A 19,388-nucleotide genomic window follows, 5' to 3' on the forward strand; every position below is an offset into this window, starting at 1 on the left:
AAGCGCCGCTTCGGCGGGCGGCAAGGTTCGATTGTTCGCGGTCCACAAGCGCCCGAGCGGCGGGTCGATCCGCGACGGGTACGCGTCCGGCGCCAGGTAGCCCTGCCAGCCGCGATACGTGGCCGAATCGAACGGCAGGTCGCTGAGCGGTCCGCTTGATGCGTCCGCAGCACCGTCACGTTTTGGCAGGGGACCGGCAAGCGTCCAGCCGATCTTGCCGTGCGAATCGGCGACCATGAAGTTCTGGGTGGGGATCCCGCTGGTTTGCGCCGTATGCAGCGCGTCCGCGACGCTCGCGCTGTCTTCGAGCCGCTGCAGGTTCAGGTTGGTCGCCTGACGATCGTGCGCGACCCAGCGCAGCGCATACGCGTGGGAGCCGACGACGATCTGCGGGCCCCAGCGCGTGTCGACAACCGGCAAGTCGACCGGCAAGCCGCCCTTGACGGCGATCTGTTCATGGTGGACGGTCGCTTGTTCCCAGGTGCCGCCCGCGATCCGGTATTGCAACGGATCGGCGGGATTGCGCTGCAATTCGATCAGGTCGATGAAACGGCCGTAGCTGTTGGTGAAGCCCCAGGCAATCTGCCCGTTGCTGCCGGCGATCACCAGCGGCGCACCGGGCAGGCTGACGCCGGTGATGTGGCGCAGGTGCCCATCGGGTCCCGGCCACGCGAGCGACAGCCGGTACCAGATGTTCGGCAGCGACAGGCCGAGATGCATGTCGCTCGCAAGGAGCGCACCGCCGTGCTCACTGTGGGCGCCATCGACCACCCAGCCATTGCTGCCGACCATCGATTGGGTCTCCGCCAGGCTGCTGTGCTGCGACCCGGCGTTCGACGCCGGGTCGCCTGCCGGTTTCGGCGTGCGCAACCAGTCTGGGCGCGTGGAGGGTGGGCGCGCGGGGGCGTCGCGGGCTCGTCGGGCGAAGGCGGTGCGACATCGAACGGCGCGTCCCAGTGGCTCGTGGCCGGCACGAGGAACGCGAACAGATCCGCCGGCACGCGCTCGTGCAACGCCGCGCGCGACAGGATGCGGCGTATCTCTTCCGATTGCAGGTCGAAGTACATCGCATAGACGGCCAGCAACGTGTCTTCAGGGCGCCACGCTGCCGGCTGCGTGCGCAGCATCCAGTACTCGAACGGGCGTGCGGCCAGCGACGCGAGCCCTTCGTTGACGCCCGCCGTGTATCGATCGAGTAGTTGCCGCTGGTCGGGAGGCAGGGCGTCGAGCACCATCCGCGCGCGTTCGCGGAAACGATGCGGCCGGTTGCGGCGATCGAGCTCGAGCGCGGCCGGACCGACCAGTTCGGACATCTCGCCCGCGGCGACGCGGCGCAGCAGATCCATCTGGAAGAAGCGATCCTGGGCCTGCACGAAGCCGGTGCCAAAGGCAACGTCAGCGCGGGTGCTGCCTTGCAGCGTTGGCACGCCGAGCGCGTCGCGTTCGATCGAGACCGTTGCGGACAGCGCAGATGCAGCGTGCGTGCCGTCGAGCTGCGGCAGGCTGGCGCGCAACGTCATATAGCCCGCGGTCGCGACGACCACGATGATAGCGACGAGGGCGCACAACAGTGTCATCAACCAGGCGGAACACCGCCTCTGTAAGGAAAGGCTCGGACGATTCATTGCAGAAGATGGATGTCGTTGTCACCGTCCTGTCATGCCGGTCAGGTCGGTTGGAGGGCGTATGACCATAGCACGGCTGCGATAAAAACAGTGTGGACAGGCGAGATTGGAGCGAGCCCGATGCAGATCAGATGTGGACTTCGTCTCATGTCACTGCCTCATCGCCGAATGCGTCGCTACGGCGATATCGTTCGCCACGGACGCGAGGGCCCGACTGTGTGCCCTCACCAGGGCGTCGTAACCAGGCCCGTCCGCGGCCTCATGTACTACACTGCGTCCACTAACTTTCTCCCCTCGCTTCGGCGGACGCACCGACCAGATAACCGCCATCGTCACCGTCCCGTTCGTCGACGAATCGAAGGCCTGCACGTCGACGGATATGCGGTAGGCATTGTCGTCCACGCGTTGCGGGTAAGTGGACACAATCGCTCCCGGGATGAACTGCACAAGATCCGCAGCCAGCACGCGTGGAATCTGACTCTTCAACGGCTCTGCCCAGCGAGCGAACTCGTCGATAGACACGCGGTTCGCGTCCAGCGTGGTCACTATCTGCGATCGATTGACCAGTTCGGGAACCGTGACTGGATCGATCGCGATCATGACCGGCTTGGTGCCAGACGACTGCTCGACGACTTGAACAGGACTCAACGTGTAGAACTTCGACGCCGGCGACGTTGCGCATCCCGCGAAAAGAGTCAGCACGATCGCGGTCCACGGGAACCACAGATATCGGCTCATTACTTGTCCTCGGTCTTGCCGCGCAGCAGCGCTTCTGGATGGCGTTCGAGATACTCCGCAAGCGAGCGGAACGAGGCTGCGGTCCGTGACAACTCGCGCATTGTTTCAGCGGTGCTTTGCTGCAATGGCGAGTCGCTTTGCAACGCCCGATTCGCTGACGTGAGCGCCTCGCGAGCTTCAGTGAGCGTAGCTTTCGCCTCAGGCGCCACATCCGTATTGATGGTGTTCATCAGCGTGCTAGCGTCACCGAGCGTTTTGCGCAGGTCCTGGCTGATTCCCTCGAACGGAATCTTGTTCAGTTTGGCGACGAGACTGGTGATGGAGTCTTGCAAGCCCTGCAGGTTGCCTGGCACCGTTGGCAGTTGGGGTGTCTTTTTACTCCAGTCGACGGTCACTTTCGGTGCGGCGGGGAAGAAATCGATCGCAATATACAGTTGTCCTGTCAGAAGGCTCGCGGTCCTCAGTTGTGCCCGCATCCCCTTTGATATCAGGTGGTCCGCAACTACTTTCCGTTCCGACGGAATTTGCTCGACGCGACCTCCCGAGTCGTCGCTCGAGATCAGGCGCTCAGGGAAAATGCTGACCTCGACGGGGATACTGAATTCGTTCCCAGCCAGATCAAAGTGCGTGCGGATCGCCGTTACCTCACCGATGACAATCCCCCGGAAGTCGACGGGCGCACCGATAGCCAACCCGCGCACGGACTCCTTGAAGTTCAGCACGTATCTATCGACAATGGTGTCGTGCTGCTTCATTGCCTCGGCGCGATCGGCGAAGAGCTCGTACTGGCGCCGCGCGTCTGCTTCAATCTTGTTAGTCGTGTCAGGCGGGTTCTCGAATGCGAGGCCGCCAATCAAGATTGATACCAATGATTCGGTGTTGACCTTCACGCCGGTCGTATCCAAGGTCACGTCAACGCCGCTTGCGTGCCAGAAGCGGGTGTTGCTCGTCACGTACTTGTCGTAAGGCGCGTTGACAAAAACGTGCAGGGTCATTCCCGCGCCGTCAGGGTCAAGTGCGTACGAGACGATCTGACCGACCTGAAGCCGCCGGAAGAATACTGGTGAACCTATATCGAGTGAGCCGATGTTCTCACTTTTAAGCACGAACTCGCGCCCTGGCGTGCCCGAGGCCAAGACCGGCGGTGACTCGAGTCCGACGAAATCGCGTCGCTCTTTTTGCGCTGTGCCGACGTCCATTCCGATGTGAGAACCGGACAACAATGTCCCTATGCCCGATACCGTGCCACCTGAAATGCGCGGCCGAACGACCCAGAAGCGAGTGTCGTCGACGAGCATGCTGGAAGCGTTGCGGGACATTTCAGCGCTGGCGAGCACCGTCTTGTGATCGTCGGAAAGTGCAACACTTTTGATCGTGCCAATATCGACGTTCTTGAACTTGATCTTCGTCTTGCCAGCCTCGATACCCTCACCGGTGGTAAAGCTGATGGTGATGGTCGGGCCTTTTTGCCTGATCGACTGCACTGCCAGCCATCCGGCGATCAGGACGGCGACAAGCGGCACCAACCACACAAGCTGTATGCGCCACTTCGACCGTTTGACAACAACTGCTGTCGGAATGCCGGGCGCATCCTGGTCATCTTTATTCACTTTCCGGCTCCACTGCGTCCCATATCAGCCGGGGATCGAATGACAGCGCGGCGAACATGGTCAACACGACAACAGCGCCGAAGGCGATCGCTCCGGGACCCGCCTCGATACTTGCAACCGAACCGAATTGCACGAGCGCGACCAGGATGGTAATGACGTAGATATCGAGCATCGACCATCGGCCGACAAACTCCACCAAACGGTAAATACGTGTTCGCTGTCGTGGGATGAGGGGAGAGCGCAACTGAGTGCTCCACGCGAGATAGGCTAACGACAGGATTTTGAGCACGGGCACCACGACACTGGCGATGAAAACGATAGCCGCAAGCGACCACGATCCTGCGTTCCAGAGATAGACAACGCCGCTCAGGATCGTGTCGGATTGAGCCCCGAACAAGGTGCTGGTAACCATGACCGGCAAAAGAATGGCGGGGATGTAAAGGACCATGGCGCCGAAAACGAATGCCCAGGTGCGTACGAGACTATCGGGCTTGCGCCGATGCAGCGTGGCGTCACAACGCGGACAGATTCCGGCATGGACGTGGGCAAAAAGAGGCTTTGAGAGCAAGCCACAGTCATGACAAACGAATAGACCAGCGCGCGCGGCCGTATCTGCCGTGGCACTTGCCTGTGCCACGTATGACACGCCACGATCGCTCTGCACGGAATCGATACGCGCCCATATATCACGCGGATTAAACGTAACGGCCGCTGCCGCCAGCAGCAACATCACCGCTCCGAATGCCCAGATCGCGACGCCGGGGACAACGGTTGCGATGTGCTGGAGTTTGACGAGCGCGACCAGCATGCCGAGCATGAGCACTTCGATCATGCCCCAGGGCGCAACGTGCCGCAGCACACGAAGGACAAGTTCGGGTCTTTGAGGCAGACCACCGATATGCAGCGGAACGAGCAGATAGACCACAGCCGCTATGTTCATTGACGGCATCAGGATCGTCGTCACGAAGACGAGGCCCGCTATTGGCCACATGCCATGGACGTATAGGGACCAGGCTGCCCCAAAAAGCGTGGTTTCGACCAGTGTTCCATTGACCCAAAGTCCGACGATTGGAAAGCAGTTGGCGAGCACAAACAAAATCGCCGCTGCCGACGTGAACGCCAGTGCGCGATCGAACCTTGCCGGTAAGCTTCGGTAGAGGGCGGCACCGCATCGTTGGCAACGCGCGGTGCCGCCCTCCCGTAGCGGTGCCTCCCACTGGAGCAAATCACATTCGTGACACGCAATTAACTTCGCTTCATTCATCTTCGGCATCCGCTTGGGGCGAGGCGCATGATCCAGGGGCGCGTGCCCTTAGTCCGGCTAGCGCCACAGGCATCGGCTAACTTGAGGGGAACCAGTTTTGTAGGGCGCCGCTTCCGAGAAGGTGCTGTGCATACGGGCGACGCGGGACCGGCCATACTGTAAGCGGGCAATCGTCGTCCGGTATGTCGGCTCATTTAAGTTGCGCAACCAGCGCATCAGCGCCCTTCTCGATACCGGTCTTCGATGCGTTTAGCGACCCGAAGCTCGCTCCGACGTTGTATGGATTCGGGTATTGCTTTGTCACGTAAGCACTGAGGAGTTTGTCGTTCGATGCGTCGTAGATTTCAACGGCGTACATGACGGAACCTGTGAAGGCGCCTTCCTTGCCACGGGCCGTTTGAACCACGTTGTAAATGCCGCCTGAAAGGTCAAACCGTGTGAAGGGGCCGAGAAAAGGAGTGGTTGTTGAAGCACCTGTCAGAGTCAGCTTGACGCGCAACGTGCTCGGACCTGGAGCATTCGCCAGTTCGAAGCGAGCCCGCAGTTTTTCCTCAAACTTGGATTGCATATAGCCGGCGAGCGCTTTTTTGTCTGAGTCGCTCATGTCGCCGAACTGGTTATCAGCGGCTCGATACACGACCACCGGATCAATAATCACCTTCCTGTACTGCTGCCAATCCACCTGAGTCGAGAAGCGATACGGCACACGGCCGGACTTATCCTCTGGATCAGGTTTCAAATAGGACGACGACGTAATTCCAGAATAGGCGACTGGCTGAACGCTTGAGCAACCAACCACAGTTGCGCAAATCGCGATGAGTAACAGATGCCGCGCCTTGATTGACTTGACCATTCAGATCTCCGGGTTCGATGCTGCACCTGTCGGTTTCCGGATCAGGTTCAGACATGACAGCTCATGTGAGGCGCAAGCGTAACACCGCAAATTATTTATGTAAACCGACCAGGCGGTTTGTTTGTAAAATAAATCGCGGAATGTACCGGGGCATCGTCACGATGGGTTTTGCGTCAGGGGAGGGCTTGGAAATGGGGCAAGCACTTCGCGCCCCATTTATCGACACCTTGGGATGGCCGCGGGTCGGTGCCCGGAACGCCACGGTCGTTGAGCGAATCGGCGCCGCGGTTTTGCTTGTGCGGATGTCACTGCAGTCGCAGCAGTCGCTACTGGCGGCCCGTCGGAAACTGACCGTCCATCGCGGATCAGATCCGGATCTGGGCAATTCCCGTTGCCGCTATGCCGGGCAGATACGCGGCTCTCAAGCGCTTTGGTCGCTGTGGCTGGCGCTACGTGATGAACGCGCGGAACGCGGTTTTTTGACTTTGACGTCAGGAGAGGATGGCCATTGGTCCTCGTCAAGCAGGCGATCGAACAAACGCCCGCGCTCCTTGTCGGAAAATGGGCAGAGCCCGAAAACAGCCGTCAATGCAAGGCCTCTGGCCGCTGACCAGCGCAACAGCGCCAGCTCCGGGTCGACCGCTTCGGCCTTGATACGCTTGACCTTCTTTGCATCGCCCTCTCGAACCGTCGACAGAAGCTCAGGGTCTTCCACCAGGGCGGCGAGAATGGCAAGGGCGATCGAGTGCTGCTGGGTAGTGGATTCGCGCACTGTCGCAATCTGCGCTAACAGCGCGGCTTCGGGTTTGGTGTCGCCGATCGTAGCCAGGGAGTCTCGATAGAAGTTCTCGAAATATTCGGTCTGGTGCTCAAGCAACGCTTTCAGAACGTTCCCCTTCGTGCGGAACTGATGCATCAGCCCGCCCTTGCTGATACCGCTTTCGCGCGCAATGGCGTCAAACGTGAGCTGACCCGGACCATCCCGGGAAATGATGGTGAACGCCGCCTCGATGGCCAGTTTGCGGGAGCGTTCCGAGCGAGAGGGATTATCCATAATTTTTCTCAAGGGTTAATGCGAGTTCAGGCAGCCAGACAGAAGTATGCGAGAGCATCAGTTGCTATTCAAGCGTTCTGGATCTTTGTCGATGGAAGTACGCGTAACGCGCACGCCGATCATGTCGATGGCTTGCAGATGTCCCTACGGCGCCCTGTTACCACTCGACTGTCGCCGATGACAGGCGTCCGTGACATTACCACGACTGCGGATCCGGAATTTCCCGCTGTTCGGGGCATGTCGGGTTTGTGAGGGCGAAGCGGGCACGCACATTTTATTTTACGGTTTCCGTGGCAGCACGAACGAATACCCGAGTGTGCAATCGCTTGGCCCTTCGTCATCCGCTCCCTCGGTGCCGCCGACCGACGAATACAGGGCCATCGCGGCGAATTGTCCTCGACTTTGCGCACAGTGGCGGCGTCCTCCGGGAATATCGGAACCACAGATCCTTTTCTGCTCTATTTGCCGTGTGATTCTGCCCGGGAGAACCCTGCCGTGATATTTCCTCAATCCGCGCCTATAACAGAATAGCTTCCCGCGAACGGACCCATGCGAGGACATGCCGATCGCGGAAAAAGCAGAACACCACTCGTCGATCTCGACGCGAGCCGAGACATCCGCAGTGGCCTGCGTCGCCAACGCGATCATAAAACCACGCTGTGCACGGATGGATGACAGCCCTGAAGCACAGTCCCGAGTCGTCACGAAAGATTGGCCGGACCGCAGGCGCCGGCTAACCTCAACAGACCTACTAACCAGGAGCGATGCGATCATGCGCATACTCGTGAACGTCCACATACCGCACGAACCGTTCAACACGCTTGTTCGAGACGGCAGCGCTGGCGCCGTCATCTCGCAGATAGTGGAGGAATGCAAGCCGGAGGTGATCTATTTCACTGAACAAAGCAGGAAACGCGGTGCCGTTCTAGTCGTCGATATCGCGGAGCCCAGTGATCTCCCATCGATTGCAGAACCGTGGTTCCTCAAATTCAACGCGGAATGTGAGTTCCGGCTTGCGATGAAGCCCGAAGATCTACAAAAGGCCGGGCTCGATAAGCTCGGCGCGAAGTGGAAGTGACGCGTTGCGTAGTGAATCGGCATTCGTTGGGGTCATAAGGTCCGACGGATGCCGTCTGCGTGGTGCGTCATTGGCGGGATCGTCATTCGAACGATACGTCATGCTGCCGCGCGAAAGGGTCTGTTAAGGGTCTGTTAGCCAAGCCAACGACCTGAGCGGTTTTACTTGACGCATATGCGCTCGATCAACGCTCTATCTTTCCATAGACGCTGCACCATCCGTTCGCACTGACGAATTCGCCCAGGAATATTGCGCAGGGACCTGAACGGTCGGCGGCAAGCCCCTTATAGTGGCGACAGTTCGCGCAAACCTGTCCGCTTACGTACTTGGGGTGTTCGGCTTTGTCGACGGATGTTGCGTCAATCCGATAGCTGAGCAACCGCGCCGTCAGGTCGCTTTCAGAAACGGATCCGGTTTCGGCGAAGGCGTTTGCCCCCGGTACACAAGCGGAGATAAGTGACGCCGTTCGCAAAATGAAGTGACGACGTGAGGGTTTCACAGTTCAACTCCTCAAACATGATCCCCAAGAAGGCGACTGACTACGCAAGATCCCAACGGGGTTGCGATAGATCGACTCAAGCTCAATGGGCTGAATTGCGCGCTTGACGAAGCCATCGCAGCGGCGTGTGCAGCGCATTGTGCGGCCGTGTGACTTACCTGACACTTACCGCGCAGGCGTGGATCGCGCGTGCTTCACTCAAGCCCATGAACCGGAGGATATTAAGTCCGCGCATCAGTTCGGTTAATATTTGTCGCTTGGGCGAACCTTGGCGGGTCATACGCGGCCTGATTTATTTCGAATGATTATGGGAACAGTAATGCCTAGTTTGAAGGAACTACTGGCACGGCGCGAAGCGCTCCAACAGGAGTTGGAGCAAGCCCGTCAGCAGGAAGCAGATCGAACGCTGCGCGAGATCGTCGCGAAAATGAGGGAATACAAGATCACGCTGCAGGAGGTAGTGGGCACCAAAGCTCATGTGCGCATGGTCCCGCCGGCGGCCAATGCGAAATACCGCGACCCGGCCACCGGGGCCACCTGGAGTGGGCGAGGACGCGTGCCCAACTGGATCGCAGACAAGAACCGGGACGATTTCCTTATCCAGCCATCTTTGTTTCGCAGTTAGTGCGGTGTCGCCTCGCGACGAGCCTCAGAGATGAGGACGCCGTATCCCAAGAGCCGCCTCGTCACGGTTCGAAGTGCGGTTGCATCAACGCTTTAAACCACTCTATGAAAGCGATGAGCCTGCGCGAGCGTTGCCTGCGATGCGGATAGAGCGCTGAGACATCCATCGGCGCCGCTCTGAAGGCGGACATCACTTCGACCAGCGCGCCTGAGTTCAGCAGATGCTGCACGTCAAACCGCGGTATTTGAATCAGTCCCATCCCCGCGGAGCAGCAGGCGATGTAGTTCTCCGCATTGTTCACAATGACCCGGCTCGTGACCGGCACATGCTCTTTCCGGTCCGCGATCAGGTATTCCCATCGCAATTCGCGACCGGTCGCGGGGGAGGCATATCCGACACACAAGTGCCGGTCGGCCAGATCGTCGGGGCGTTCGGGAACGCCATGCTCGCGCAGATAACCCGGGCTCGCGCAGTTGATCATCGCAATGCTGCCAAGCGGTTGCGCCACGAGATTACTGTCGTGCAGGTTACCCACGCGAATGGCGCAGTCGACGCCTTCTTGCACCAGGTCGACCGCACGATCGGTCGAGCTCAAGACCAGCCGCAAGCCGGGGTGGCTGCGCAGCAAGCCGGGCAGCGCGGGCACGACAAGGCGGCGAGCGATGCGGCTGGGCATGTCGACGTTCAATTGTCCGGAGATCTGCCGCTGCCGGACCTGGAATAGCTGGTCAATTTCCTCCGCGTCAGCCAACAGCAGCCGCACCCGTTCCAAGAGTTGAGCGCCGTCCGCGGTCAGCCGGACCCGGCGCGTGGTGCGATGTAATAACCGGATACCGACGCTGGCCTCCAGTTGCTGGATGGCGGCTGACACCGAGGCGCGCGGCAGCTCCAGCGCGTGTGCGGCCTTGATGAAGCTGCCCATATCGGCTACCTGGGCGAAGACACGGTATTGATCAAGTTTATCCATCGGATCGTTTTACCTTGATACGCCGTTTTCGACATCACTCTTCGCCGCAGCGCTCACTATCACTTCGTCGTATAGCCGCCGTTGATGAGAATAGTCTGGCCCGTGATCCACCAGCCGTCGCTGACCAGATGGCGGATGAACGGCACCACGTCATTGATATCGGTCAGTCCGGTCTTGGAGAACGACGATAGCGCCGCAGCGGTCTTATGATAAGCGACCGCATCTTCCCCTTCAGCAGGATAGAAAAACGGCGTATCCATCGGCCCTGGGCCCACCGCTGTCACCGAGATGCCGCGTGCGCCGTACTCCTTGGCGGCAGCCCTCGTAAAATGCTCGACAGGGGCCTTGGTGCCGGCATAGGCGGCATAAAACGGAGTGAATGCACCCAGCAGAGAAGTGACCAGCGTGACGATCTTGCCACTGTCGTTGACGTGCTTGCCGGCTTCCTTGAGAAAGAAGAACGCAACCTTTGAATTGACTGCGGCCATCTCGTCATACTCGGCCTCGCTGATGTCCGTGAATGACTTCTTCAGCACCTTGCCGACCGTGTTGATGGCGATGTCAGGCTTGCCGACCGCGGCTACGGCATCGGCAAAGAGCGTCTCTACAGCGCCCGCGCTGATCAGGTTTCCCTGTAAGGCCACCGCCTCGGCGCCCGCAGACCTGATCGCGGCTACCGTGGCATCGGCTTCAGTTTTGCTGCTGGCGCTGTTGTAATGAATGGCGACGGCTTTGGCTCCTTGCGCCGCGAGGTCACGGGCGATCAGGCCGCCAAGGTTCTTCGCGCCGCCCGCGATGAGGACGACTTTGCCTTTGATGGAATGGTCTGCCATGAGGATCTCCTTTTAGTTCGGGAGATTCAAGTCTACTCAGGATTGGCTGGAGAATAAGCGCCCGCAACCTGGATGGATTATCCAGAAAAACAGTCCAATCCTCGCGCCGGTGCCGTTCATGATGGATTGCCCCGTGAACTACCACTCAATCCAATCGAATGGATTATGAAATAATTCATAATTAAATATGAAAGAAATATGCGACGACATGTCGCACATTTATATTCAGTGATCCTGATTGGAGGATCGATCTGGATCATGCATAACGTGAGCATGAATATGATGTCGCGATAAACGCGGCCGCGGCGTCTCGGCCATACGACAGCTTTTTGATTTAACTAGGGTTTTCACTTAGTTGGGGGGCAGTTGGTTTTCGCTCGCGCCGATGGACGGGTTTTTCGTTCGCACTCGGGGTTGGTTTGGATCTGTCGGTGCTCACTGGTCGGGGTCGATGCCGGGTAGCCGCACTATTTTCGTCGCTGCTGGCCGGCCACCAAAGTGCATTCAGTGGTTTTCACTGGTGACCAGTTGCAACGGCGTCTCGATGAAGCGCGACAAGTCCGCCTGCTTCCTTCTTTCAATAAGCGCTTTTAACGCAACGTCGACCCCGAACGCGGCCTGTCTTTCGGCAAACTGATCCATGGACGCGAGAATCCGGCCGTCGTTGAGCAGCGGTCCGATTGCATCGATGTTGTTATAGCCCGTGACATACACGCGGCCGGTTCTTCGCGCGTTGTGAACCGCCTCGACAGCGCCCATGGCCATATTGTCGTTGCCGCACATGAGCGCCCGGATCCGCGGGTGTTCGTTCAGCATCGCCGACGCGGCCTCCTTGCCTTTTCCGTATTCCCAGTCGCCCGGCTGTATGGCGACAATCCTGATGCCCGCGGCGTTCATTGCGTCCTGGCAACCCGTTGTTCGCTGCTGCGCGTTGCGATCGGCGGAGACGCCTTCGATGATTCCGACTTCGTCGCCCGGCTTGAGCTTCCCCGCCAGATACTTTCCTACCATTGCGGCACCTCTGCGGTTGTCCGGGCCGACGAAAGGCACGGAAATGCCGGCGGCATCCTGGGACGTTTCGTCGAGCGGATTGTCGATGGAGATCACAATGACACCGGCGTTGATTCCGCGCGCCACCACGGATATCAACGCTTTTGAATCGGCGGACGCGAGCACGATTGCGTTCGTCCGGGCGCCAATCAGCTCGTCGACGATGCGTGTCTGCGCGAGGGTGTCGGTTTCCGTCGCCGTGCCCCGGACAGTCAGGTCGAACTGCGACGCATAGTGTTTCTGATAGTTCTGTGCACCGCCTGCCATGGCGACGGCAAACGGGTCCGCGAGCGACTTCAGCACGAGGGCAATTGTCAGCTTGCCGTCCTGCGCGGCGTTGGCGCTCTTTGCGACCGGCAGGCCGGCCGCTGCGAGCGCACCGGCCACGAGCAAACGCCGGCGTATCTTTTGTAGCATCGGTTCTTTCCTTGCACGCTCAGCCCGGCATGATATGACGTCGATCGACGACGTGCCGCCACACGCGGATGCTGACCGCAGCCGGCCAGCGCCTTCCTCATCATCCGCGATCGTCATTAAAACGCCATTCCTCGACATCTCATTCGATATTGCACCAGCTTTGTGATTTGTTCGTGTGCCTCAAGAACAATCGCCTGGTGCCGTAATGCTTTAGTGAAAGACCGGCATGCAACTGCTGTGAATCAGCGTCGGTATTGTTCGACGAGATTATTTTCGCCGGCACTGGCCACTCCAGGACAAACGAAGAAGTGCAGGCAGACCGCCATGAAAATCAAGACTCTCACGACCATTGCAACGGCCACGCTGAGCGTTCTGTTATTGCTGCTTCTATTCATTCTGTACCAGATCCTCGATATTGAGCACGACACAATCCGCGGTCAGGAAAAGCGCTTCGAGTCGTTCAGGCTGGCTGACGAATTGCGGCAAAGCTCCGACGATTTGACGCGCATGGCGAGCACTTATATTTCGACTGGAAACCGGCTCTACGAAAATCAGTACTTTGAGATTCTGGATATCCGTAATGGCAAAAGGCCCCGGCCGGCCGACTACACCAGTACGTATTGGTGGCTGCCGCATGACGCGCAGCTTCCGGGAGCACGTGCAGTGCCGCTCAAGGAACTCATGCGCCGCGCCGGTTTTACCGCACACGAATTCGATCTACTTCAGCAATCCCAGTCGCGCTCGGACAAACTCGTCAATATGGAGAAAGAGGCCTTCGCCGCCATGGAAGGTCTGTTCATGGACTCCGCCGGCAACCTGACGGTCAGACGGACGCCGGATGCGGGTTATGCGCGCTCGCTCCTTTATGGCGAGTCGTATCAGGTCGAAAAGGCCAGCATCATGGCACCAATCCAGACTTTTCTGGCCGCTGTGGACGCGCGTACCGCCAGCGCACTGCAAAACCTGGAGCGACGTCAGTTGCTGTACGTTCGCCTGGCGCTTTTCGTGGTGAGTGCTGCTGTTATTGGCATGGTTTCATTCGGGTTTTACATCCGCAGGCGCATCGTCAATCCGGTCTATCAACTGGTCGGGAATATGGAGTATGTCACCACGGGCAAATACGGCGTGCGCAACCGGGAGACAGGCAATGACGAGCTGTCCACACTGGCAAGGGGATTTAACGGCATGGCCGCAGCGGTCGAGCGCCATACCGCGACGCTGGCAGCGGCCAACCTTGAAATGACGGCAACTCACAAGAAAATCGCTGACTCGATAGATTATGCAAGCCTTATACAGACGGCCGTTTTGCCGCATCGGCAGCTTGCTCGCCATTTTGGTGCGCACTATTTCGTGCTTTGGAAACCGCGCGACGTAGTGGGGGGTGACTTTTATGTTTTCCATCAGGACGGTGATAATTTCCTGATAGGGGTCGTGGATTGCGCAGGTCACGGCGTACCGGGCGCACTCATGACGATGCTGGCTCATGCAGCCATCAGCCACGCTATTGCAGAAGTGGGGCTGCATGATCCGGCCGCCATCCTGGGTCGTACCGACACAGCGTTGCGCGCGATGTTGAGCGCCTCACATCTCGACAGCGCGCTGGCAACACATGCAGACGCCGCGCTCATCTATGTGGATCGTGCGGCCGGGCATATGTCATTTTCGGGTGCAAAAATGTCGCTCTATATCTGCGATGACGGCCGGGTTGAAGAGATCAAGGGAGCCCGGCGTCCGCTTGCCCACAAGCGCATGGGTGAGTTCGCCAATACCGCGCTTTCGCTTGCACCCGGGCGTACTTACTATCTCGTGACCGACGGTTATCTGGATCAGGCCGGCGGGGACGACGGCTTTTGCTTTGGCAACGACCGCTTCAAACAGGCGCTGCAGACTCATGCGGACCTGCCCCTGACGGAGCAATCCGATGCGTTCGCCGAGACGCTTGCGCGCTACCAGCGAAGCCAGCCGCAACGCGACGACGTCACCATTGTGTCGTTCCGCCCGATATGACTACGCCACCCACGCTCACCCACGCCGGAGCCGCCATGCACTCCCCAGACCTTTACGCGTTACGCGAAAATTTCAATCGCGAACGCATCATGCTTTGCTTCAACGGGCCAATATCACGCAGCCTGATCGAGGAAATTGGCAATGCGTTGAAGAATTACCTGGCGGCGGACCAGGCGCTTCCGGCGGCCGCCACGGATGTTTTCGCAGCTTATATTGAAATGACCCAGAATATCCGGCACTACGTGGCACGGCGTGGCTACGCAGAGGCGGAAACCGCAGCCACCGTGGTGATCTCGCGCGACGAGAGCGGCCGCTACATCGTCTCGGCAGGCAACCTGGTCGAGGCCGGCGACGGACGCGCGGTGATGAGCCGTATCAACGCAATTGCCACGCTGGATAAAGCCGCACTGAAAGCGGCTTATAAGGAGCAACTGCGCAAGCCGAGAGACCCGGCGCTTACCGGAGGAGCCGGCCTGGGTTTATTGGACATTGCAAGAAAGGCTAGCGAGCCGCTCCAGGCTGCTCTGATCGAGCATGGCGACGATCGCGCGTTCTTTAGTCTGCGCGCGGTAATCTGAACACTATCGGGGCATCGTATCGTGAAGAATATCAATGTTCCCGCAAGCCAGTCCACGCCGGCCATACAGGGCGACTGGCAGGCAGGTGTACTGAAGATGCAAGGGGATTCTTACCCGGAGAATGCTTTCGAGCTGTTCAGCGAAATCATTCAGTGGGTCGAGGATTACCTGACCCAGTCCGCCGATCCGCTTCGTCTGGAATTGCAGCTGCTTTATCTTAACACGAGCAGTATCAAGGCGATGATGGACATTTTCGACCTGCTCGAAGACGCGCACGTGAAAGGTCGTGCTGTCTCGGTCAGATGGCACTATGACAAGCGCAATGAAAGGCTCGCGGAACTGGCCGAGGAGTTCAAGGAAGACTGCACTTTTCCATTCCTGATCACCAGTCATGAATAAGACGCGCCGTGTGATCAAACGTGATCATTTTGCGTTGGAAAAGCATGTCCAGGCGCTTCTGGCCGAGTCGGCCGCTTCACCGTCCGACTTGAGCGAAGCGCTCGCGCAACTCTGGGAGCATTACGGCGAGCAGCTTGCCCGCCTCGAGCGGATCACCCGTTTGTCGGATGCTTATCAAAGCCTGGCGCGTGAACAGGACAACAGCCTCGTCGCGCGTTTTGACAAGCAACTGCGCCAGTTGCAAAAGGTCACCCGGATTTCCGACCGGTACCAGAAAATGATGGTCGAGCTGAATCTGGCGTTGAAAGAGGCGTCCACGCACGATCCGCTCACGGGCTTGCCGAACCGGCGGTTACTGATGGAACGGCTCAAGGCCGAAGTCGAGCACGCCGGCCGGCATCGTGAGCCCTTCGTGGTGGCGATCGTCGATGTGGATCATTTCAAGCAGGTCAATGACACGTACGGCCATGAAGCTGGCGACACCGTACTGCAGGAGGTCGCGCGTTTCATGACCAGCCAGATGCGCGAGTACGACGTGTGCGGCCGGTGGGGAGGAGAGGAGTTCCTGGCGCTGCTGCCAAAATCGACGCTGGACAGTGCGTTGAGTGTGATCGGCAGAATCCATCAAGGGATTCCAGATCACTCCATGGACGTCGGCGGCCAGGCTGTTTCCATCACCGTCAGCATTGGGGTAGCTGAACATCGCGCCGGGGAGGAATGGGAGGGCACGCTCCAGCGTGCAGACGCCCTTTTGCTGAAGGCCAAGCGTGAAGGGCGTAATCGTGCCCTCGGTGAATAACGAATAACGAGTCACCGTTCGGAGTCACCGTTCGCGTCGACGCCGGCGCACCGGGCAAGCCTGTCAGTTTTCTCCTCGCCCGGACGCTTCATCATATTGGCTTACGCCGCCTTCCAGGTTTCCGGCGGTGCGTTGACCGCTGACTCGGCCGTCATTTTTTCGACGTAAGACCAAAGCTGTTCTGCGGCCCGGCCTCTTTGCTTGCCGGAACGGTACAGACGTATTTCCAGTTCAGTCGCCCAGGCGTCCGAACCCGCGCCGACAAGATTCCCTTCGCTCAACTCCCGGGTGATACAGCTCTCCGGAAGCCAGCCGATACCGTGACCCGCCAGCACCATGCCTTTTAATGCCTCGGACATATGGGTTTCGAAGCAGCGATACAGTGCGTACGGTTCGGTGGCGTTCAGCAACAGCATTTCGACCACGTTGCCGAGGAATGCACCGGATGAATAAGCCAGGAGCGGCAGGGGTTTGCCGCTTTTTCCAGGCAACTCGAATAACGGTTTGCCATGGCTGTCGGCGGCAGAGACCGGCAGAACGCGCTCCACACCGAGAGTAAGGAAGGGAAAGAGATTGGGGTCCAGTCCGATGGGCAGGTGCGGATGGTGGTAGCCCATCAGCAGGTCACTGTCGCCCGCGAGAAGATGTTGCACGCCCTCAGGGACATTGACCGCCTGAACCCGGGCCATGACGTCGCCGAATTTGCCGTTAAGCCGCTTGAGCCAGTCCGGGAAAAGCGTGAATACCAGAGTATGAGCCACCGAAAAATGGACGACATGATCGCTGTCGGCGAACTGTTCGTAGCCACCCACCATATTACGGGCAGCATACATACTCTTCAGGATGTCCGTTGCCAGGCTGCGAAACATCCGGCCTGCCGGAGTGAGTGAGATCGGGTTGACGCTGCGGTCCACCAGTTTCGTTCCCATCCAGGTCTCTAGCGCGACAATTCGTCGGCTAAATGCCGACTGCGTTAAATCCCGGTTGCGAGCCGACCGGGAAAAGCTTTTGGTCTCCGCGAGACTGAGAAAATCTTCCAGCCATTTTGCTTCCATAGTCATCGCTCTGTTTAAAGACGTCGACCGCTAGCATGGGCCGATAAGTTTCTCTAGCGTGCCACAGGTCGGCAAACTAGCAATATCTATTTTCGAATGGCGTTAGTCGAAATTTGCATAGGCATTGCGCCCATCAATTTGGCACCATAATTTTGGGTTTCCCTAGCTGAAAGCGGCATGTCGCTCGATATGCCGATACGGGCCTACGTCATCTGGATAACGTTTGTAGCAATGGGCCGTAAGGTTTTGGGTACGCACGCCCAATCCGTCCAGGCTCAGCGCAGCATTGTCAAATTCTGAAAACCGTTCTTAAGTTGGAGACGATTATGGCTACCGCACCCGATCAACCATCCGCTCAATTGCCCGGTGAAGTGGATAAGAAAAGCTGGCTGGAATCCCATGAAGCTGGATACCACAAAACATTAGGTAATCGTCAGGTTCAGATGATTGCAATCGGCGGCGCGATTGGAACCGGATTATTTCTTGGTGCGGGTGCGCGCCTGCAAATAGCCGGTCCGGCCCTGGCGCTCGTTTATCTGGTTTGCGGCGTCTTCTCATTCCTGATCCTGCGTGCACTCGGCGAATTGGTCATGCACCGTCCGAGCAGCGGCAGCTTTGTGTCGTATGCGCGTGAGTTCCTGGGGGAAAAGGCGTCGTTCGTCGCCGGCTGGATGTACTTCCTCAACTGGGCGATGACCGGCATTGTCGACATTACCGCGGTCGCGCTATATATGCATTATTGGGCGGCGTTCAGCGCCGTGCCCCAATGGCTGTTCGCGCTGCTGGCGCTCTGTATTGTCGCCACGATGAACCTGATCGGCGTGAAATGGTTCGCCGAGATGGAGTTCTGGTTCGCCCTTATCAAGGTCGCGGCGATCTCGCTGTTCCTGCTTATTGGTGTCGCTATCCTCGGCACGGGGACACCCGTTGCCGGGCACGCAACCGGATCGCACCTGATCACGGAGAATGGCGGCCTGTTCCCGCATGGTCTGATGGCCGCGCTCGTGCTCGTCCAGGGCGTGGTGTTCGCCTTTGCCGGGGTCGAACTGGTCGGCACGGCCGCGGGCGAGTGCAAGGACGCGCGCAAGGTCCTGCCTCGCGCGATCAACAGCGTGATCTGGCGTATCGCCTTGTTTTATGTAGGGTCCGTGGTGCTCCTCGTCTGCTTGCTGCCGTGGAGCGCCTACAAGGCGGGGCAGAGCCCGTTCGTCACGTTCTTTGGCGCGCTCGGCGTGCCGGGCGTTGGCTCGGTGATGAATATCGTCGTGTTGTCGGCTGCGCTGTCGAGCCTCAACTCGGGGCTGTATTCCACAGGGCGCGTATTGCGCGCGCTGTCGATGGGGGGATCCGCGCCGCACTTCCTGTCCCGCATGAGTTCTCAGTCGGTCCCGTACGCCGGCATCCTGGTGACGGTGGCCATCTACATCCTGGGCGTGGTGCTCAACTATCTCGTGCCGTCGAGTGTGTTCGAAATCGTGCTCAACGTAGCGTCGCTCGGCATTCTCAGCACCTGGGGATTTATCGTTGTCTGCCAGATGAAGTTGCGCCAGGCCGTCGCGCGCGGCGACGCTGAACCGGCCACCTTCAAGATGCCGGGCGCCCCGGTGACATCCTGGCTGACGCTGGCGTTTCTGTTGGGCGTGCTGGTGCTGATGGCGTTCGACTATCCGAACGGCACGTGGACCGTGGCCTCGATTCCCGTCGTGGTCCTGCTGCTGGTAGCAGGGTGGTACGGGGTGCGCCGTCGGGCGCTGACCATGATGAAACCGACGATCCCGTCGGTCACCCTGACCCAAAGCATTTTTGAGGACAACCCGCGCTAGGGTACGATCGCGGTGAGGGCAAGCGCCGCGGTCCCCGTGCTTCCTGGCCGCCCAGGGGGATCCCGGTTCACGCCATGACCGGTTCACAACACGGCAGGGCTGGACATCCCTTTG

The 19,388-nt window shown here is 59.0% G+C and carries 18 protein-coding genes and 1 pseudogene; 7 read left to right on the forward strand and 12 right to left on the reverse strand.

From position 1 onward, the window contains the following. The 7 genes and pseudogenes from EOS_RS48480 to EOS_RS36910 all read right to left on the reverse strand — a co-directional run. The coding region (locus EOS_RS48480; RefSeq protein ID WP_235443085.1) for a penicillin acylase family protein at positions 1–870 on the reverse strand (870 nt) is incomplete at its 3' end. A gap of 158 nt (positions 871–1,028) precedes the next feature. Next, a pseudogene (locus EOS_RS48485) lies at positions 1,029–1,625 on the reverse strand (penicillin acylase family protein); the annotation flags it as partial. A gap of 150 nt (positions 1,626–1,775) precedes the next feature. Next, positions 1,776–2,363 carry a PqiC family protein gene (locus EOS_RS36890; protein ID WP_047897161.1) on the reverse strand — a complete coding sequence of 196 codons (588 nt, stop codon included), beginning with the start codon at positions 2,361–2,363 and terminating at the stop codon, positions 1,776–1,778. Next, positions 2,363–3,973, reverse strand: coding sequence for a PqiB family protein (locus tag EOS_RS36895; RefSeq protein ID WP_047897162.1), 1,611 nt, complete (start codon positions 3,971–3,973; stop codon positions 2,363–2,365). The genes EOS_RS36890 and EOS_RS36895 overlap by 1 nt, the downstream gene beginning before the upstream one ends. After that, positions 3,966–5,237 (reverse strand): paraquat-inducible protein A, encoded by a 1,272-nt coding sequence (locus EOS_RS36900; protein ID WP_047897218.1) that lies wholly within the window; start codon positions 5,235–5,237, stop codon positions 3,966–3,968. Before EOS_RS36900 ends, EOS_RS36895 begins: the two co-directional genes overlap by 8 nt. 190 nt (positions 5,238–5,427) lie before the next feature. Then, complete coding sequence (locus EOS_RS36905; RefSeq protein ID WP_047897163.1) at positions 5,428–6,090, reverse strand: DUF3313 domain-containing protein; 663 nt, start codon at positions 6,088–6,090, stop codon at positions 5,428–5,430. A 421-nt stretch (positions 6,091–6,511) separates the two neighbouring features. Continuing rightward, complete coding sequence (locus EOS_RS36910; RefSeq protein ID WP_047897219.1) at positions 6,512–7,147, reverse strand: TetR/AcrR family transcriptional regulator; 636 nt, start codon at positions 7,145–7,147, stop codon at positions 6,512–6,514. A gap of 769 nt (positions 7,148–7,916) precedes the next feature. Here EOS_RS36910 and EOS_RS36915 point away from each other — a divergent pair. Then, complete coding sequence (locus EOS_RS36915) at positions 7,917–8,222, forward strand: hypothetical protein (protein ID WP_047897220.1); 306 nt, start codon at positions 7,917–7,919, stop codon at positions 8,220–8,222. 184 nt (positions 8,223–8,406) lie between these two features. Here the strand turns inward: EOS_RS36915 and EOS_RS45230 are convergent, their stop codons facing one another. Next, positions 8,407–8,721 (reverse strand): high-potential iron-sulfur protein, encoded by a 315-nt coding sequence (locus EOS_RS45230; protein ID WP_075645470.1) that lies wholly within the window; start codon positions 8,719–8,721, stop codon positions 8,407–8,409. 319 nt (positions 8,722–9,040) lie between these two features. Between EOS_RS45230 and EOS_RS36920 the strand changes: the two genes are divergently transcribed. Next, on the forward strand, positions 9,041–9,346 hold the full coding sequence (locus tag EOS_RS36920; RefSeq protein ID WP_047897164.1) for an H-NS histone family protein: 306 nt from the start codon (positions 9,041–9,043) through the stop codon (positions 9,344–9,346). Between the two features lie 61 nt (positions 9,347–9,407). Here the strand turns inward: EOS_RS36920 and EOS_RS36925 are convergent, their stop codons facing one another. From EOS_RS36925 to EOS_RS36935, 3 genes are all read right to left on the reverse strand, one after another. Further along, a complete protein-coding gene (locus EOS_RS36925; protein ID WP_047897165.1) occupies positions 9,408–10,313 on the reverse strand; it encodes a LysR family transcriptional regulator in 906 nt (301 codons plus the stop codon). A 59-nt stretch (positions 10,314–10,372) separates the two neighbouring features. After that, positions 10,373–11,146, reverse strand: a complete 774-nt coding sequence (locus tag EOS_RS36930; RefSeq protein ID WP_047897166.1) for an SDR family oxidoreductase — start codon at positions 11,144–11,146, stop codon at positions 10,373–10,375. A gap of 504 nt (positions 11,147–11,650) precedes the next feature. Then, entirely contained in the window at positions 11,651–12,613 is a 963-nt protein-coding gene (locus EOS_RS36935) for a substrate-binding domain-containing protein (protein WP_047897221.1), read from the reverse strand. Between the two features lie 324 nt (positions 12,614–12,937). On the opposite strand from EOS_RS36935, the gene EOS_RS43850 reads away from it, so the two are divergent. The 4 genes from EOS_RS43850 to siaD are packed head-to-tail and all read left to right on the forward strand — an operon-like array spanning position 12,938 to position 16,396. After that, positions 12,938–14,620, forward strand: a complete 1,683-nt coding sequence (locus tag EOS_RS43850) for a SpoIIE family protein phosphatase (RefSeq protein WP_053064178.1) — start codon at positions 12,938–12,940, stop codon at positions 14,618–14,620. Between the two features lie 35 nt (positions 14,621–14,655). Then, positions 14,656–15,198 carry a biofilm regulation protein kinase SiaB gene (gene siaB, locus EOS_RS36945; protein WP_047897167.1) on the forward strand — a complete coding sequence of 181 codons (543 nt, stop codon included), beginning with the start codon at positions 14,656–14,658 and terminating at the stop codon, positions 15,196–15,198. A 21-nt stretch (positions 15,199–15,219) separates the two neighbouring features. After that, positions 15,220–15,597, forward strand: coding sequence for a biofilm regulation phosphoprotein SiaC (gene siaC / locus EOS_RS36950; RefSeq protein WP_047897168.1), 378 nt, complete (start codon positions 15,220–15,222; stop codon positions 15,595–15,597). Then, the gene (gene siaD / locus EOS_RS36955; RefSeq protein WP_082163664.1) at positions 15,590–16,396 is read left to right on the forward strand and encodes a biofilm regulation diguanylate cyclase SiaD; all 807 of its coding nucleotides are present in this window, start codon (positions 15,590–15,592) and stop codon (positions 16,394–16,396) included. The genes siaC and siaD overlap by 8 nt, the downstream gene beginning before the upstream one ends. A 101-nt stretch (positions 16,397–16,497) precedes the next feature. Here siaD and EOS_RS36960 read toward each other — a convergent pair whose 3' ends face one another. Then, positions 16,498–17,451 carry a LysR substrate-binding domain-containing protein gene (locus tag EOS_RS36960; RefSeq protein WP_047897169.1) on the reverse strand — a complete coding sequence of 318 codons (954 nt, stop codon included), beginning with the start codon at positions 17,449–17,451 and terminating at the stop codon, positions 16,498–16,500. A gap of 326 nt (positions 17,452–17,777) precedes the next feature. On the opposite strand from EOS_RS36960, the gene ansP reads away from it, so the two are divergent. After that, complete coding sequence (ansP, locus tag EOS_RS36965) at positions 17,778–19,274, forward strand: L-asparagine permease (RefSeq protein WP_047897170.1); 1,497 nt, start codon at positions 17,778–17,780, stop codon at positions 19,272–19,274. Positions 19,275–19,388 lie beyond the last annotated feature (114 nt).

The sequence above is a fragment of the Caballeronia mineralivorans PML1(12) genome (genome assembly GCF_001028175.1).
GTDB lineage: Bacteria > Pseudomonadota > Gammaproteobacteria > Burkholderiales > Burkholderiaceae > Caballeronia > Caballeronia mineralivorans.

Coding starts and splice junctions, on each gene's coding strand:
- EOS_RS36890 (WP_047897161.1), bottom strand. CDS start 2,363: ATGAGCCGATATCTGTGGTTCCCGTGGACCGCGATCGTGCTGACTCTT.
- EOS_RS36900 (WP_047897218.1), bottom strand. CDS start 5,237: ATGAATGAAGCGAAGTTAATTGCGTGTCACGAATGTGATTTGCTCCAG.
- EOS_RS36905 (WP_047897163.1), bottom strand. CDS start 6,090: ATGGTCAAGTCAATCAAGGCGCGGCATCTGTTACTCATCGCGATTTGC.
- EOS_RS36915 (WP_047897220.1), top strand. CDS start 7,917: ATGCGCATACTCGTGAACGTCCACATACCGCACGAACCGTTCAACACG.
- EOS_RS36920 (WP_047897164.1), top strand. CDS start 9,041: ATGCCTAGTTTGAAGGAACTACTGGCACGGCGCGAAGCGCTCCAACAG.
- EOS_RS36925 (WP_047897165.1), bottom strand. CDS start 10,313: ATGGATAAACTTGATCAATACCGTGTCTTCGCCCAGGTAGCCGATATG.
- EOS_RS36930 (WP_047897166.1), bottom strand. CDS start 11,146: ATGGCAGACCATTCCATCAAAGGCAAAGTCGTCCTCATCGCGGGCGGC.
- EOS_RS36935 (WP_047897221.1), bottom strand. CDS start 12,613: ATGCTACAAAAGATACGCCGGCGTTTGCTCGTGGCCGGTGCGCTCGCA.
- EOS_RS43850 (WP_053064178.1), top strand. CDS start 12,938: ATGAAAATCAAGACTCTCACGACCATTGCAACGGCCACGCTGAGCGTT.
- siaB (WP_047897167.1), top strand. CDS start 14,656: ATGCACTCCCCAGACCTTTACGCGTTACGCGAAAATTTCAATCGCGAA.
- siaD (WP_082163664.1), top strand. CDS start 15,590: ATGAATAAGACGCGCCGTGTGATCAAACGTGATCATTTTGCGTTGGAA.
- EOS_RS36960 (WP_047897169.1), bottom strand. CDS start 17,451: ATGGAAGCAAAATGGCTGGAAGATTTTCTCAGTCTCGCGGAGACCAAA.
- ansP (WP_047897170.1), top strand. CDS start 17,778: ATGGCTACCGCACCCGATCAACCATCCGCTCAATTGCCCGGTGAAGTG.